Genomic DNA, 15057 nt, shown 5'->3' with positions numbered 1-15057 from the left:
TGGATTTCAATTTCATACGAGCCAGTTTAGCCGAGGTTCGCCAATTGGGGCACTACGACAGCGCATAATAAAGGGAATGGCCTTTCGCTCCGGTTTCGTCTCCATCATCGGTCGCCCAAATGCGGGCAAATCCACCTTGCTCAATGCCCTGCTTGGGCAGAAACTTGCTATCGTCACGCACAAGCCGCAGACGACGCGCACACGGATTCATGGCGTGCTCGAAGTTCCGCTAAAGAAAAAGACGAAGGTCGAGGCTGGGCATCCTGCTGCGCAGGTGGTCTTGGTTGATACACCGGGGATTCACAAACCGGATACGCAGCTCGACAAGCGAATGATGCAAGAGGTCCACGATGCGCTGGAGTCACGCGACGCCGTGCTCTTTATCGTTGATGTGACGCACCGATTGCCGAAGACTCCCGGAGCAGGAGACAGCGGAAAGGCGACCGGGCGGATGGGAATGTCCGCTGCCGAAGATGACTTCGCGCTCTCACTGATTAAGAAACTCGAGTGCCCGGTGATTCTGGTACTTAACAAGATGGACGCGATCCCGAAGAAGGACCTGCTTCCGCTCATAGCGCATTGGTCTACGCTCCATTGTTTTGCGGATGTGATTCCGATCTCGGCGCGAAAGAAGGAAGGACTCGAACTGCTGCTGGAGAAGGTCATTGGCCAATTGAAGGAGGGCCAGCGTTATTTTCCGAAACATCAACTCACCGACCAGCCAGAACGTTTTCTCGTCGCCGAACTGATTCGCGAGAAGATTTTGATGCTCACCGGCGAAGAGGTCCCGTATGCGACCGCAGTCGTCATCGAAAAGTTTGAAGAGCCAACCTCGTTGAAGAAGATGAAAGATGGCAGGTTGCCTGTGACAAAGATCTCCGCAGTCATCTTCTGTGAGCGAACAGGTCAGAAGGCGATCCTGATCGGCAAGCAAGGCGAGATGCTGAAACGAATCGGCACTGCGGCGCGGAAAGATATCGAATCCCTGCTGGGCACGCGGGTGTTTCTTGAACTGTTTGTGAAGGTGCAGGAAGAGTGGCGCTCCAGCCGAGGCTTTGTTGAAGACCTCGACTGGCGGAGACAACTTGAAGAGATTGCGGCCAAGCAGGCTGCGGAAGAAAAGTAAAAGGTGAAGTTGTTTCGGGTCTATTCCTTCACGCTGACGCCGAGTGCTTTCATCTTGCGATAGAGATGGCTGCGCTCGAGGCCCAGACCTTCTGCAGCGCGGCTGACATTACCGTGGAACTCGTCTAATTTTTTCAGGATGTAGTCGCGTTCGTAGGCTTCGCGGGCCTGCAGGAGGCTGGTGAACTCTTCACGACCGTTGTTCTTGTTCGCGTCTCGGGCGGAGTCGCGGTAAACGAGCATGGGAAGATGCTTGCGTTCGATGCGCTGCGTCTTGGGATTGAGGATCAATACCCGCTCGACTAGATTGCGCAACTCGCGCACATTTCCGGGCCAGTGATATTGCTTTAGAGCGGCAAGGGCGTCGTCGGTCATGTCTACGTGTGGGCGTCCGTACTCCGAACCGAATTGTTGCAGAAACTCTTTTACCAGCAGGGAAATGTCTTCCTTGCGGTCGCGCAGTGGTGGGACGAAGAATGGAATGACGTTGAGACGATAGAAAAGGTCTTCGCGGAAGTTGCCGCGGGCGATCTCTTCCTCAAGGTCTTTATTGGTCGCGGCGATGACGCGGACATCTACGTGGACAGGATGGGAAGCTCCGACGGGAAGAAAACGCTGCTCGTCCAATGCGCGTAATACCTTGGCCTGTGTCTTGAGGCTCATGTCACCGACCTCGTCGAGAAAGAGGGTGCCACCGTCAGCTCTTTCGAAGGTCCCGCGCTTTTCGGTGGGTCCGCCTGGGACCGCTCCGTGGCGATAGCCGAAGAGTTCGCTTTCGATGTAGTCCTCAGGAATGGCGGCGCAGTTTAGCTCGACGAAAGGACGGTCTTTGCGCAGGCTTTCGGCATGCATGGCTCGACCGACGAGCTCTTTTCCTGCGCCGGATTCACCATAGATCAACACACGACCATTGGTCGGCGCCATTAGCTTAATCTGTTGTCGCAGGGCTTTCATGGGAACAGAGTTTCCTGTGACCGTCCCTTTGGTAAGCTGGCGTGAGAACTCCTGATTGTCCTCGCGCATCTGGCGAGCCTTCATGGCGTTCTTGAGAACGATCAGGGTGCGATCAAGCGAGAGAGGTTTTTCGAGAAAGTCGTAGGCACCCAGTTTTGTGGCACGGACTGCGGCTTCGATGGTGCCGTGGCCACTAATAATGACGACTTCGGGAACGTTGGCTGACTCCATCTGACGGATTTCGGTGAGGGTATCAAGGCCGTCACGGTCGGGCAGCCAGATGTCGAGAAGGACAACGTCGTAGGCGGCGTCGCGAAGAAGCTCCATGGCTTCGCCGGCTGTAGCTGCGGTGGTGACCAGATAGTCTTCTTCTCGAAGGATGCTTTCGAGCGACTCGCGGATCTCCGCTTCGTCGTCAACGATGAGTACGTGATTCATTGTGGGCCTCTGGGGAGAGTGGAGGCAAAGTCGTCTTCGGCTTTGGTGCCGTTGGTTGCGGCGGCAGATTCGACTTCAACTGTCGAGTGATGGCCGTTCTGGGAAGGAGCATAGGAATTGAAGACAGCTGGCGCCTCCGCGTCGCTGTCGGGCGAACTCGCTGGGCGAAGCTCGACGATAAACCTGGCTCCCGCCGGCTCATTCTTCTCCGCGCGGATAGTACCCTGATGCTCCTGGATGATCTTTGCGGCAATTGCAAGGCCGAGTCCGGTACCGCGCTGCTTGGTGGAGAAGTACGGCAAGAAGAGGCGCTGTCGCATGTCGTCGGTAAGGCCGGAGCCGCTATCGGCGATGGTAAGTTCGACCATTCCGCTGTCCAGGAGACAGGTGCTTATTTGCAGCTCTCGATAGAGGCTCTGCTGCATGGCCTCGGCGGCGTTGTCGATGAGATTGCCGAGGGCGCGCTTTAATGCCTCTGGGTCTGCCATAACGAGCGGCAGATCCGGGCTCATCTTACGGACGATGCGAATCGTCTGCATGCGGCCAGCGAACAAAGCCAACGAGTTTTCGACGATCGTGTTGAGGTCTGCAGGCTTCGGGCGAGCCGTGGGGAACTCCGCAAGTGCGGCAAATTGGTCAACGAGTGACCGCATGCTCTCAACGGAAGAGGTGATGACCTCAGAGCATCGGCGGATGACGGCGATGGAAGGTGGTTCCGCGCTGCTGGGTGGTATCGCGTCGGCGACGGCGCGGGCGAGGCGGTCGATGTGACGGCGAATCTGCTCTGCGCTGAGGCTGATTGGAGTAAGAGGATTCTTTATCTCGTGTGCTACACGCCGGGCCACTTCTTTCCATGCTGACTGCTTCTGCGCGCGGAGCAGCTCGGTCGCGTTTTCAAGGACGATTACGTAGCCCTGATGCTCACGGCGCATGCGTTCGGAAGCCGCAGGCATCTCGAGCAAGGCAACCGTAGCGAGGAGATTCATCGTTCCACCAAATCTGTCGCCCGAGGTTCTGGGAAACCCTGTAATCTCAATCTCACTCGAGGCCGAACCCATGCGATGACTGCGTTTAATAAGGCGGTCAAGTACCTCGGAGACCTCAGGCGGAAAGACCTCTTCCATGACCAACCCATAGAAGGGCCGCTGGCCGCCCGGATCCATCATCTCGCTAAGAGCGCGGTTAGCGAGGACTATCCGTCGATCCGTGTCGAGCGTCGCTACTCCATTGGGAATCGTCTCGAGCATCGTTTCGAGTTCTCCGCGTCGCGCCTCAAGCGCAGTGTTGGCGGCACTGAGTTGTACGGTGGACTCTTCGACCGCGCGGCGGCTGCCCTCAAGATCAGCGGCCATGTGATTGAAGCTGCGCACCAATTCGCCAAGCTCTTCGGTTGCACTCTCCTGCACGCGATGGCCGTAGTCTCCTTGCGCGATAGCCTCCATCGCATCCGCTAGAGCCTCAACCGGCTTCGTCACCTGCTTGGAGAGATGAAGTGCAAGCCAGCATGAGGCGAAAAGAGCAAGGCTCGTCATCATCAGCAGCAAGAGCATGTACAGATCTCTGATCTGACGGCGCTCGCTGTAGAGCACCCAGTATGCGTCTGCTGCCTTACGTAGGTTGGTCATGGTCGCAGCCATACCGAAGGGCATAGGCAGGCCTACGACGACGGTCTCGCCCTGTTTCAGAGTAGTGGCGCCCAGTGCATAGTCCGTGGCACCAAGCGAAAACACGGGCTGGTCGATGCGCTGGGCGGTGGTGAGGATCGCGGCGTCCATGGGGTCGGTAGGGGCGTGAGCGCTCGCCTCCTCCGTGTCTGCGCCGGACACCTGATCGGGAAGCCAGACCTTAACCTGCGCGGTCGCTCCAACGCGCTGCGGCAAATGAAATGAAGCGACGACGCGACCCTCGCGATAGACGATAGCGAAGCCGTTCTGCAGGGTAATTTCATGCTGTCGCAAAACCTCGTAGATCGCCTCACGGTTCAGATGAGAGGCAGAGGGTGCGACGGGACGAACCAGATCATGCGCCGAACCGTGGGTCGAGCGACGGGTCTGGCTACGACCCGACGCTGCTGCTCGTGCCGCAGCCGATTCATGAGCTACGTGAGCAACCACCGGGGGTGCGGGCAAACTAGCGGCGATCGAATCCGCCTCGGCGCGAGCATTTGCTGTCGTGTAGTGCGCCAGTTCGAGGGCCATGTTGTTGCTGTCTTCGCGCATGTCCGTGACAGGCTGCGTAAACCAGCGGTCTACCGCGCGATTCATCAGCTGGTAGCTGAACGCAAACATGGAAGCAATAGGAACCAAGCTGACCAACACTGCGCCCCACAACATGCGGGTGCGCAAACGCGTACCCATCACACGGCTGCGCTGGTCCGCATACAGCTTCAACACGTTGCGAACCAACAGCAGCAACACGGCGACAAAGAGGAGAAACGCCACGATCGACAGACCGGTGAAGATCACTGTCTGCTGGGTGCTCGCTGGTTTGGGGAGCTGGGTGTTAAAAGCGTTCAGAGTAGCAAGGGCCACGAAGAGGATAAGCAGGCACGCACCGAGAGCGACGATCCAAATCTTTCGCCGATTCGCAGTTGTGCCCATGGCCCGCTCCCCTCAGTCCCCACGATTATATGCGGCTGAGATCGGTTTTTCGTTCATTCCGCAACAGACACGGCGGCTAAACGAGCTTCGCTACGGCCTGCCAGTCGCGCTTTTGCGCCTGAGCGACTGCGCCGTAGGTCAGTACACCGTTGAAGGTGTTGACTCCCTCGGCAATTCCCTTGTCTTCGCTAATGGCCGCGTTAGCCCCCAGACGCGCTAGTTTCAGCACGTAGGGGAAGGTTGCGTTGGTCAACGCGAGGGTTGATGTGTTCGGTACAGCGGCAGGCATGTTCGTGACGCAGTAGTGAACCACACCATTGACCTCGTACGAGGGGTTCGAATGGGTCGTCGGGTGCGCGGTCTCGATGCAGCCACCCTGATCGATGGCGACGTCGACGATCACGGCACCCTTCTTCATCTTTGCCACCATCGCTTTGGTGACGATTTTTGGGGCGGCCGCTCCCGGAATCAGGACGCCTCCAATGACGAGATCGGCATCGCGAACGGCGTGTTCGATGTTGTAGCTGTTCGAGGCGACGGTATAGAGGCGGCCACCGAAGATGTCGTCCAGTTCGCGCAGGCGATTCAGGTTCAGATCGATCAGCGTGACCTTCGCGCCCATGCCGAGCGCAATCTTTGCAGCGTTCGTGCCGACGATACCCCCGCCGATGATGCAGACGTTGCCCGGTGGTACGCCTGGAACACCGCCCAGGAGAACTCCACGCCCACCATGCTCCTTCTCAAGATAGGCTGCGCCGACCTGGACGCTCATGCGGCCCGCGACCTCGCTCATTGGGGTTAGCAGCGGCAGGGCGCCAGCGCGATCACGGACGGTTTCATAGGCGATGCCTGTGACCTTCGACGTAAGCAGCGCGTCGGTTAGGTCGTTGAGCGGAGCCAGGTGGAGATAGGTGAATAGAACCAGGCCGTCGCGGAAGTGCTTGTACTCTTTCTCAACCGGCTCCTTGACTTTGACGACCATCTCGGCGAGCCGCCACACATCATGAGCCGAGCCGACGATCTCGGCGCCCGCTGCCTGGTACTCGTCGTCGGGCATGGCCGACAGGGCACCGGCGTCGTGCTCTACGAGAACTTTGTGTCCAGCTTCGACCAGTGCTTTGACGCCAGCTGGGGTTACTCCTACGCGGCTCTCGTGATCCTTCACTTCCTTCGGCACACCAATAATCATTCGTCTGTCTCCACATCGCTGAAGCTTATTTTGATTGTATCTATTCGCACTGGAAGGATGTCACAGGAGGATGAGAAAGCCTCTCGCCGACCGCGCTCCATAACCGAACGCTGAAGATCCTCTTTTCGCGCTTGAGAAATACGGCTCGACGGTCATGTGAGAATTCTCATCTGTCCGTCGGTGTTCTGGTGACGGTTGCTGTGTGAACCAGAACGGGACTAACACAGAAGAGGCATGCTAACTGGTTAGATTAGGTGCTGAAATACCGCTTGCTAAAGGAATACACTAGTGTGAGTCTCTTTTTAGGATCGATCTCAAACACCTATGTCTTCGAATAGTTTTCAGATGCGTTACTCCCGCATTCACAATATGCGGTCTCTTTTCAGCCTCTTTTCCAGCGACCTTGCTATCGACCTCGGCACGGCGAATACGCTTGTCTTCGCACACGGCAAAGGCATCATCGTCAACGAGCCTTCGATCATCGCGGTGAACAAGATCACCAACGAGGTTGAGGCTGTGGGCAAAGAGGCCAAGGAGATGCTTGGCCGCACACCGGGCAATATTGTTGCCATCAAACCGATGAAGGACGGCGTGATCGCCGACTTCCGTCATACCGAGAAGATGTTGAATTACTTCATCCAGAAGGCTCACAACCGGAAGATGATGGTGCATCCTCGCATCGTGATCGGCGTTCCCTCAGAGATTACGCAGGTTGAAAAACGCGCCGTTATGGACTCTGCTTACCGGGCCAAGGCGTCCGAGGTTCACCTGGTCGAACAGGCCATGGTGGCCGCGATTGGCGCGGGTTTGCCGATTACCGAACCGGGCGGCAACATGGTCGTCGACATCGGTGGCGGCACTACCGATATCGCGGTGATCTCGCTAGCCGGTATCGTCTACTCGCGTTCCGTGCGCATGGCTGGAAACCAGATGGACGAAGCCGTGATGACGTACCTGAAGCGGAAGTACAACCTGCTGATCGGCGAGCGTACCGCGGAACAGATCAAGATCTCGCTTGGTTCGGCGTATCCGCTGGATAAACCCATTTCGATGGAAGTCAAGGGACGCAATCTGATCGAGGGCGTGCCGAAGACAATCACCATTGAAGACTCCGAGATTCGTGAGGCGCTCTCGGAGTGCATTGCGACGATCATCAACGCGATTCGCGTTGCGCTCGAGCGGACTCCTCCTGAGCTTTCGGCTGATATCTCCGACCGCGGCATCGTGCTGACGGGCGGCGGGGCGCTGATCAAGAATCTGGATAAGCGGATTCGTGAAGAGACTGGTCTTCCAGTTTCGATCGCGGATGATCCACTGGCTTCGGTTGTGCTGGGGACAGGCAAGATGCTGTCGGATTTCAAACTGCTTCGCAAGATTTCTATCGACTGATCGACTTTGGTTCTACCTGGTTGGGCCAAGGCTCCGGATTTTTCCGGGGCTTTTGCTTTGTCCGTGAGGGTACCCCCCCCCCTGGTTACCCTCCTGTAAGTGCTTATTTATGAATAGTTTACACAGAACATGGTCTTGCAAATTCGTCATAGCAAACGGGTTACGGCCAAATTCGTCCAAATAAGGGGCTTAGCGAGTCTACTTTTAAAAAAAGAAAAGCCCGGGTGGGTACCCAGGGCTTTTTGCGAACTGTAATCAGTATAGCGGATCGTGGATAACTAATACGCCACGCGGATGTCGTTGATGGGCAATGGATTAGATGGCTTGGGGGCTTGACAGGCTAATTGAAGGCGCGATGTTAGGAACAGCAGATCCCCTTCGGGGATGACAACAAGAACAGCAAAAGTAACGGCAGAGCAAGTGCGGTAGTGCGATTAGGCGGCGGGGAGGTTGGCGAGGCTGACTCGGATGCGGTCGATGCGGCGGTCGGTGCTGGCGAGGACTTCGAGGCGGAGGCCGTCTTCTTCGACGACTTCGCCGGGGAGAGGGATGTGGCCGGCGATCTCGGAGACGAGGCCACCGAGGGTGGTGGATTCGTAGTGCTCGGGGAGACGGACGGCTGTGGGGTCGTCGCGGGTGTCGCGGGGCTCGCGTTGGTCTCTTGTGTCTTTGGCGTCGTCAGAGTCTTCCCTGCTGTCGCTCCAGTGAGCGGCTTCCGCTGATTCGAAGGCCTCGTCTTCGGGGTCGTGGGGTTCGCTGTCTTCGGCGGGGCGCCCGTTGCGGCTGGGCTGTTCGAACTGATCGGCGAAGAGATCGCGGAGGCGCGAGAGTTCGAAGGAGCCGGAGACGACGTAGGCGCCGTTGGGTTCGCGGATGGGCTCGTCGTCGGCTTCGGGCTCGTCGTGCTCGTCGGCGATATTGCCCACGATGGCTTCGAGGAGATCTTCGATGGTGACGAGGCCTGCGACGCTGCCGTACTCGTCGATGACGATGCGCATGTGCTGTTTTTCGCGCTGCATCTCGCGGAGGAGTTCGGCTACTTTTTTTGTCTCGGGGACGAAGGCGGCGGGGCGCTGGATCTGGGCTACGGTGAGGGTGTCGGCCTCGGTGTCGAGGACTTTGAGGAGATCGTGAGCGAAGGCGATGCCGGTGACGTGATCGAGCGAGCCGTTGTAGACGGGGACGCGAGAGAAGGCGTGCTCGTTGATGGTGGCGGTGAACTCCTGCAGGGTTAGGGTGCCGGGGACGGAGAAGATCTCGGGGCGAGGGGTCATGACCTCGAGGACGACTTTGTCGCCGAATTCTACAGCTGAGCGGACCAGCTCGCGGTCGGACTCTTCGAGGATGCCTTCTTCTTCACCGGCTTCGAGGAGCGCGTCCATGGCTTCGGAGGGATGGTCTTCTTCGGTGGTGTCTTCAGGTTCGGCGAGGGCGGCGATGGAGAGCAAGAGACCGAGCAGGAGAGTGACGGGAAGGATGAGATAGAAGAGGGCCTGGAGAATGGGGGTGATGCGCCTGATCCAGAGGCCGCGTGTGCGGGAGAAGAGGAGTTGGGGGAGAAGGCGGTCGAAGATGAGGATGAGGAGGATGAGCTCGAAGACAGCGCGGAGGATCTCGCCTGCGGTTGGAGTGCGAGCGAGGGTTGGGACGAGTGTGGTGTGGCTGTAGAGGCGGAGGCCGGAGAGCAGAGCCAGGGCGGCAAGCGAGAGTTGACGAAGGACGGAGGCGGAGAGCGCGATGGACTCGCGTCCGAGGCGGAGGCGCGGTTCGACGACGCGCTCCCATGAGTCGATGTTGTCCTGATACTCGCGGGCGAGGAACTTGCCCATCTCGGAGTAGATGCGGTCGACGTATGCGGCTAGCGCGAGGATGGCGAGGAGGAGGATGAGGGCGAAGGTGTAGGCGTAGGTGGAAGTCACTTTGCGCCTCGCTTGTTTTTAAGCTTCGTGCCTTTGAGTTTTTTGGTGGTTCGCACGGAATGCGGGGGGCTCTCCACCGCGGCGACATAGTGCGTCGCCTTCGGTCGAGATGACGATTTTTTTGTGTCTGTTGAAGTTGTTTTTGTTGAGCGCGATGGCGATCTCTTGGTGGTGGTGCGTTCGATGAGAGTGTTCGAGAGTTTGAGTTTGGTGCGGAGCGTGGCTTCGCGGGCGGCCATCTCTCCGTTGTCGGTTTCGTGATCGAGGCCGGAGAGGTGGAGGAGGCCGTGGAGGAGGAGGATTCTTACTTCATCGCGCAGAGAGTGGCCGTAGGTGGCGGCCTGACGGGCGGCGGTTTCGAGGGAGATGGCGAGGTCTCCGGCGTGGGTAACTGCGATCTCGTCGGGCGTGGGGAAGCTGAGGACGTCGGTGGGCTTGTTTTTGCCGCGAAAGGATTTGTTGAGGCGGCGGAGGGTGGGGTCGTCGGTGAGCAAGACTTCGACCTGGCCAGTGAGGCCGACGGCAAGGCGGGCGCGGTTAAGGAAGCTCGTCAGGCCGGGGCGTGAGAGATTTTCCTTGAGGCTTGGCGGTGGTTCGATGGTGATCATTGAAGGGGCTTCGGTGCTGCGGCGGTTACGAGAGGCCGTTGGGTGGGCTTGGCCTGGCTGGAGTTCGCGTTATTTGGCTTGTAGACGCGGACGTAGTCGACGACCATCTGCTGGGGGAAGGTGGTGGTCTGGTCGGGATTGCCGGGCCAGTCGCCGCCAGTTGCTAGATTCAGGATGATGAAGAAAGGATGATCGAAGGCCCAGTGGCTGCCGGGCGGCAGATCGGCGGGAGTGCGGTGCGTGATGAGGTGATCATCGATGAAGAACTTTATGTCGTTGGGGGCCCACTCGACGGAGTAGAGATGGAAGGCGGTGTTGACAGCTTCGCCCGCGGGGAGGGTGAAGCGTGCGGGGATGGAGTGGTCGCGGCTGTAGCCGGGGCCGTGAAGGGTGCTGTAGATCTGGGTGGGGTCTCCGATGTTCTCCATGATGTCGATCTCACCGCATTCAGGCCAGGGGTCGGATTCGATATTGCTGCCGAGGAGCCAGAAGGCGGGCCAGATTCCTTTGCCGGTGGGGAGCTTCATGCGGGCTTCGAAGCGTCCGTAGGGCTCGGAGAAGAGGCCCTTGGTGAGGATGCGGGCGGAGGTGTAAGGCTGAGTGATGCCGTCGGGACCGGTGTGAGTCTCCTTGATGGCCGCGATGATTAGGTGGCCGTCCTGCTGGTGCGCGTTGACGGGACGGTTGGTGTAGGACTCGAGCTCGTGGTTGCCGTAGCCGCTGCCGCCGATGTCGAAGTTCCATTTTTTGGGGTCGGGGGATGCGCCGTTGGGGCCGTTGAACTCGTCGCTCCAGGTCAGGGTCCAGCCTTGTGGATTTGGCGGGGACTGGGCTTTGAGAGCGGCTGCGAATCCGGCTAAGAGAGAGAACGCGAGGCAGGCGCGTGTGAGGGTGCGCAACTGGCCGGGGCGGCGGAGCGCGGAGATGGAGTGAGTACTTGGAGGTTCGATGGTGGTCATCGCTCGGAAGCAGGTGGTGCTAAATGTCACAGGGGGCTAAGTGCGCCCCCTGTCCTTGATTATCGCAGATTGCTTGTGTTCATTGAGGTTTTGGTATGGGTTTGGCGGCCTGGATGACGTTTGGGTCGGGCAGAGCGGCTTCGCCGATGGGGAGCGGAAGCTGCTGCTGGGCCTTGCCGTAGCTGTCGTAGGCCCGAACGATGCGCTGGACGAGCTGGTGGCGGACTACGTCGACGTCTTCGAAGTGGCAGAAACGAATGCCTTCTACGCCATCGAGGACATGGAGTGCTTCGAGGAGGCCGGACTTCTTTGGGTTGGGCAGGTCGGTCTGGGTAAGGTCGCCGGTGATGACGGCCTTGGAGTTGTTGCCGAGACGGGTGACGAACATCTTCATCTGTTCCATGGTGGTGTTCTGGGCTTCGTCCATGATGATGAAGGCGTCGGATAGGGTACGGCCACGCATGAAGGCGAGAGGGGCGACTTCGATGACGTTAGACTCGAGGAGCTTGTCGACCTTGATAGGGTCGAGGAGATCGTAGAGGGCGTCGTAGAGGGGGCGGAGGTAGGGGTCGACCTTTTCCTGGAGGGAGCCGGGGAGAAAGCCGAGGCGTTCGCCGGCTTCGACTGCGGGACGGACCAGGATGATGCGGCTGACTTTTTTGGCCATGAGGGCGCTGACGGCCATGGCGACGGCGAGGTAGGTTTTTCCGGTGCCGGCAGGGCCGAGGCCGAAGGTCATGTCGGACTGTTCAATGGCCTCGACGTATTTGCGCTGGTTGGGCGAGCGGGGCTGAACCATGCGCTTGACGCCGGCGGAGCGCTGCTTGCCAGCGTCGACGAGGGATTTGAGGGTGGTAGCGGGGTCGGCGACGACGAGTTTGAGCATGCCGTGAAGTTCGCCGTTGTGGAGGTTGATGCCTGATTTTCGGAGGGTGTCGAAGTCGGAGAAGACTTGTTCGACGCGGGCAACGTTGGTGGCTTCGCCGGTAACGTGGATAGCGTCGGAGCGGAGATCGATCGTGACGTTGAGTTTGTCCTCGAGGATGCGGAGGTTTTCGTCGTGGGTCCCGTACAGGGGCTCAATGCCAGGGGTGATTTCCAGGGATTTTTTAATCAATTAGTGTGCTGACCTCCGTCAGGGGGAGCTGGGTTGGGTGCATGGCCGGTTGACTTGGGAGTTTTAGGGGGGATGAGCGGGCACTGACTGGTGGCGCATTTGCTGCGCCCTTTGACTGCGACCGGGATGGCGAAAGGTGCCAATCTAGTGTCGAAGATGGGCAAAGAGTAGAACGTCAGGGAGATGGCGTCAAGGGGCAAATGATGAATTGATTTTGAAGGAGAGCCGAGATGGGATCGTGGCACCAGCATTTTTCTATGGATTGGATGCTTTTGGTGGGGTTGAAGCCGTATTTTCGGGGGAAAGACGGTTGACCGGAGGGCTGGGTTTCCGTAGACTCAGATATTGCAGGGAGTGCGGCAGGCTTGTTTAGCGCTGCTCAAGGCTATGACTGGAAGCAGAGTCGGCTGGCCTTGAATCTGCATCCCATTTTCCCCTACAAATGTACGGGTTGAGAGAAGAGAGTTTATGGCAAATCATGTTTCGTCGTTGAAGCGCGCACGTCAGACCGTAGCCAAGACCGCGGTAAACCGCTCGAACAAGAGCAAGCTGCGCGGAACGCTGCGCCTTCTGCGCGAGTCGATCGCCAAGGGCGACCACGCCGCGGCAACCACACAGTACCGCGAGACCGCATCGATTCTGGACAAGAGCGTTCAGAAGGGCGTTCTGCACAAGAACACCGCGAGTCGCTACAAGAGCCGCTTGAATGCGCGTGTGAAGGCTGTTGCGCCGAAGAAGGCTGCTTAGTTTTTAGTTACTTGCGCTGAGAGTTTTGGCGTATTAGAAAACAGCAGATCCCCTACGGGATGACAACAAGAAAAGCAAAATTGTGAAAAGGCTGGTTTGCGGGAGACTGCAGCCGGCCTGTTTCTGTTTGTGGGGGACGATGCGCGGGGTTCTATTGCGGGGGGTCTTTGGGATGGTCGGGGTTTGCGGGCTTGTCTGAGGGTTTGTCTGTTGGAAGGGTGTAGAGGGTGGGCGGCTTGCGGTGGGCCTCGGGGGCTGGGTCACCGGAAGACTGAGCAGTGCCGGTGGCTTGAGGGTCGTCGGAAGGTTTTACGGCATTATCCGTCGGTGCGGCGGGAGCTTGAGCGGTTTGGCTCGATGGTCGGGTGGTGACCTGGTCGGGATGTTCGGCAGGTTCGGAGGCGGCCTGTCCGAGGTCGTTGGAGGTCGGGGCGTTGGCGTGGGTTCCAGGTTGGGAGGACTGGGCTGTATCGGGGACAGCGACGGCGTTGTCGGGCTGGGCTTCGGGTTGAACGGTGGAGTCGGCCTCTTCGGCAGAGGGGGCGGGCTCGTTGGCGAAGTGAACCGGGAGATCGTTCGCGGGGGGGGCGGATGTTTGGGCCAGTTTGACCGCATTCTCCTCCTTGGAGGTGAGGGGCGGAAGACGATAGATCTCAATGGCGTCGGCGTGGATGAGCGCGAAGGAGAGGCCGTCGGGGGAGAGGGCGAAGTTCTGGCCTGCACGCTCTACAGGGGAGCAGTCAACGTGCAAGATCTGCTTGCCGCTGTCGGTTTGGTAGACGACGACGGTTTGCGACGAGATCTCTTCGGGGACGATGGGTTGATCGGGTACGACGGAGTTGTGCAGGAGAACCCGGCTGAGAGCGAAGCGGCCGCTGGATGGCGCGTAGACGAGCGACGGGGCGATGAAGTCGCCGAACAGGCCTTGCTCCCACATCTCCTGGCCGCGCATGTTGAAGCCGCCGACAGCGCCGACGGTATGGCTGTTATGGCAGCCGAAGACGATGAACTCGCTGTGGCTGACGAAGAGGGGATAGGGGTGGCAGGTGGAGTCGAAGGGAGAGAGCTCGTCGACCTTGCCGGTGTAGGAGTGGAAGTCGAAGGCGTAATGTTGATGGCCCTGGTCGACTGTGTCGAGATAGCCGGCGACCGTGATGGGGGCGCCCCCGACGGCTCTCGATCGCGCGATACCGGCGTATTCGGCTTTGATGGGGGCGCCGGGCTCGGCAGGTGGGTGCAGACGATAGAAGTTGACCTGAACGACGGGGCGTTCGGGAGCCGGTTCGATGGGCGTGGGGCCGAAGAGAGGAGTCTTCGGTTTGGGCGGGGCGGGCATGCGTTTGATGGTTTCCACAGTGAGCAGGTCGGCATCAGGGGACAGGATGACGGCGGCGATGCGGCGATTTTCGGTGGAGAGAAATGGCCGCTCGGCGAAGGACTTGCCGGTGGAGAGGTTGGCGAGGGGAGCGAAGGTGGTAAGGGTATCGCGGATGCGCAGGAGGAAGTGACCGTGGCCGAGGCTCCACAGATACTGGCCGTGGTCGTGCGTGCGCCAGGTGGTGCGGGCGAGGGCATGGCCGGAGGGGAGTTCGATCAGGACGGCGTCGATGGTGCGGTCCATATCGTCCTCTGGCTCGTCGGGCAGCCGCGTGAGGAGATGGCGGGCGCTGAAGGTGAGGAGAAGATGCTCGTTGTCGACGTAGTGGATGGTCAACATAGAGCTGCCTGCGAGGAGGAACTGCTGGGAGAGTGCCTGGAAGCCGAATTGTTCCAAGGGGAGGCGCTGGTCGGGAGTGGCGACGCGCGCGGCGAAGAGGGTTGGAGCGACAAAAAAAAGAAGAGCGCCTATGAGCGGGAGGCGATGGCGAAACGTCGAAATGAGAATCCTGGGAACCGTCATAGGAGTGGACGCGTATCTCTGCTCACCGAGAACGCTCGAGTAATGGTTTCACAGACGCGCGAGCGTTGCCAATGTATGCAGACGATGTCGCGTAAATAATGGTCTGCGTTGG

The 15057-nt window shown here is 59.1% G+C and carries 11 protein-coding genes; 3 read left to right on the top strand and 8 right to left on the bottom strand.

Annotation, left to right across the window (positions count from 1 at the left end; all coding sequences use genetic code 11):
• Positions 1–76: 76 nt before the first annotated feature.
• A complete protein-coding gene (gene era, locus RBB77_RS07840; RefSeq protein ID WP_353066204.1) occupies positions 77–1126 on the top strand; it encodes a GTPase Era in 1050 nt (349 codons plus the stop codon).
• 20 nt (positions 1127–1146) lie between these two features.
• Here the strand turns inward: era and RBB77_RS07835 are convergent, their stop codons facing one another.
• From RBB77_RS07835 to ald, 3 genes are all read right to left on the bottom strand, one after another.
• Positions 1147–2517, bottom strand: coding sequence for a sigma-54-dependent transcriptional regulator (locus RBB77_RS07835; protein ID WP_353066202.1), 1371 nt, complete (start codon positions 2515–2517; stop codon positions 1147–1149).
• Positions 2514–5117, bottom strand: a complete 2604-nt coding sequence (locus tag RBB77_RS07830; protein ID WP_353066200.1) for a sensor histidine kinase — start codon at positions 5115–5117, stop codon at positions 2514–2516. The genes RBB77_RS07835 and RBB77_RS07830 overlap by 4 nt, the downstream gene beginning before the upstream one ends.
• 76 nt (positions 5118–5193) lie before the next feature.
• The gene (ald, locus tag RBB77_RS07825) at positions 5194–6306 is read right to left on the bottom strand and encodes an alanine dehydrogenase (RefSeq protein WP_353066198.1); all 1113 of its coding nucleotides are present in this window, start codon (positions 6304–6306) and stop codon (positions 5194–5196) included.
• Positions 6307–6630: 324 nt separating this feature from the next.
• On the opposite strand from ald, the gene RBB77_RS07820 reads away from it, so the two are divergent.
• On the top strand, positions 6631–7695 hold the full coding sequence (locus RBB77_RS07820) for a rod shape-determining protein (protein WP_281376834.1): 1065 nt from the start codon (positions 6631–6633) through the stop codon (positions 7693–7695).
• Positions 7696–8129: 434 nt separating this feature from the next.
• On the opposite strand, the gene RBB77_RS07815 is transcribed toward RBB77_RS07820, so the two are convergent.
• The 4 genes from RBB77_RS07815 to RBB77_RS07800 form a co-directional block, all read right to left on the bottom strand.
• Positions 8130–9614, bottom strand: a complete 1485-nt coding sequence (locus tag RBB77_RS07815) for a hemolysin family protein (RefSeq protein WP_353066195.1) — start codon at positions 9612–9614, stop codon at positions 8130–8132.
• Positions 9611–10222 (bottom strand): rRNA maturation RNase YbeY, encoded by a 612-nt coding sequence (gene ybeY / locus RBB77_RS07810; RefSeq protein ID WP_353066193.1) that lies wholly within the window; start codon positions 10220–10222, stop codon positions 9611–9613. The genes RBB77_RS07815 and ybeY overlap by 4 nt, the downstream gene beginning before the upstream one ends.
• Positions 10219–11181: a glycoside hydrolase family 16 protein gene (locus RBB77_RS07805; protein ID WP_353066191.1), complete on the bottom strand. Its 963-nt coding sequence runs from the start codon at positions 11179–11181 to the stop codon at positions 10219–10221. Before RBB77_RS07805 ends, ybeY begins: the two co-directional genes overlap by 4 nt.
• Positions 11182–11260: 79 nt before the next feature.
• A complete protein-coding gene (locus RBB77_RS07800; RefSeq protein ID WP_353066189.1) occupies positions 11261–12298 on the bottom strand; it encodes a PhoH family protein in 1038 nt (345 codons plus the stop codon).
• A 468-nt stretch (positions 12299–12766) separates the two neighbouring features.
• On the opposite strand from RBB77_RS07800, the gene rpsT reads away from it, so the two are divergent.
• A complete protein-coding gene (gene rpsT / locus RBB77_RS07795; protein ID WP_179585465.1) occupies positions 12767–13045 on the top strand; it encodes a 30S ribosomal protein S20 in 279 nt (92 codons plus the stop codon).
• Between the two features lie 151 nt (positions 13046–13196).
• Here rpsT and RBB77_RS07790 read toward each other — a convergent pair whose 3' ends face one another.
• The gene (locus RBB77_RS07790) at positions 13197–14945 is read right to left on the bottom strand and encodes a hypothetical protein (RefSeq protein WP_353066186.1); all 1749 of its coding nucleotides are present in this window, start codon (positions 14943–14945) and stop codon (positions 13197–13199) included.
• Positions 14946–15057 lie beyond the last annotated feature (112 nt).

This window comes from Tunturibacter psychrotolerans (genome assembly GCF_040359615.1).
GTDB classification, from domain to species: Bacteria; Acidobacteriota; Terriglobia; order Terriglobales; family Acidobacteriaceae; genus Edaphobacter; species Edaphobacter psychrotolerans.
This window is presented reverse-complemented; position numbering and strand designations above follow the sequence as displayed.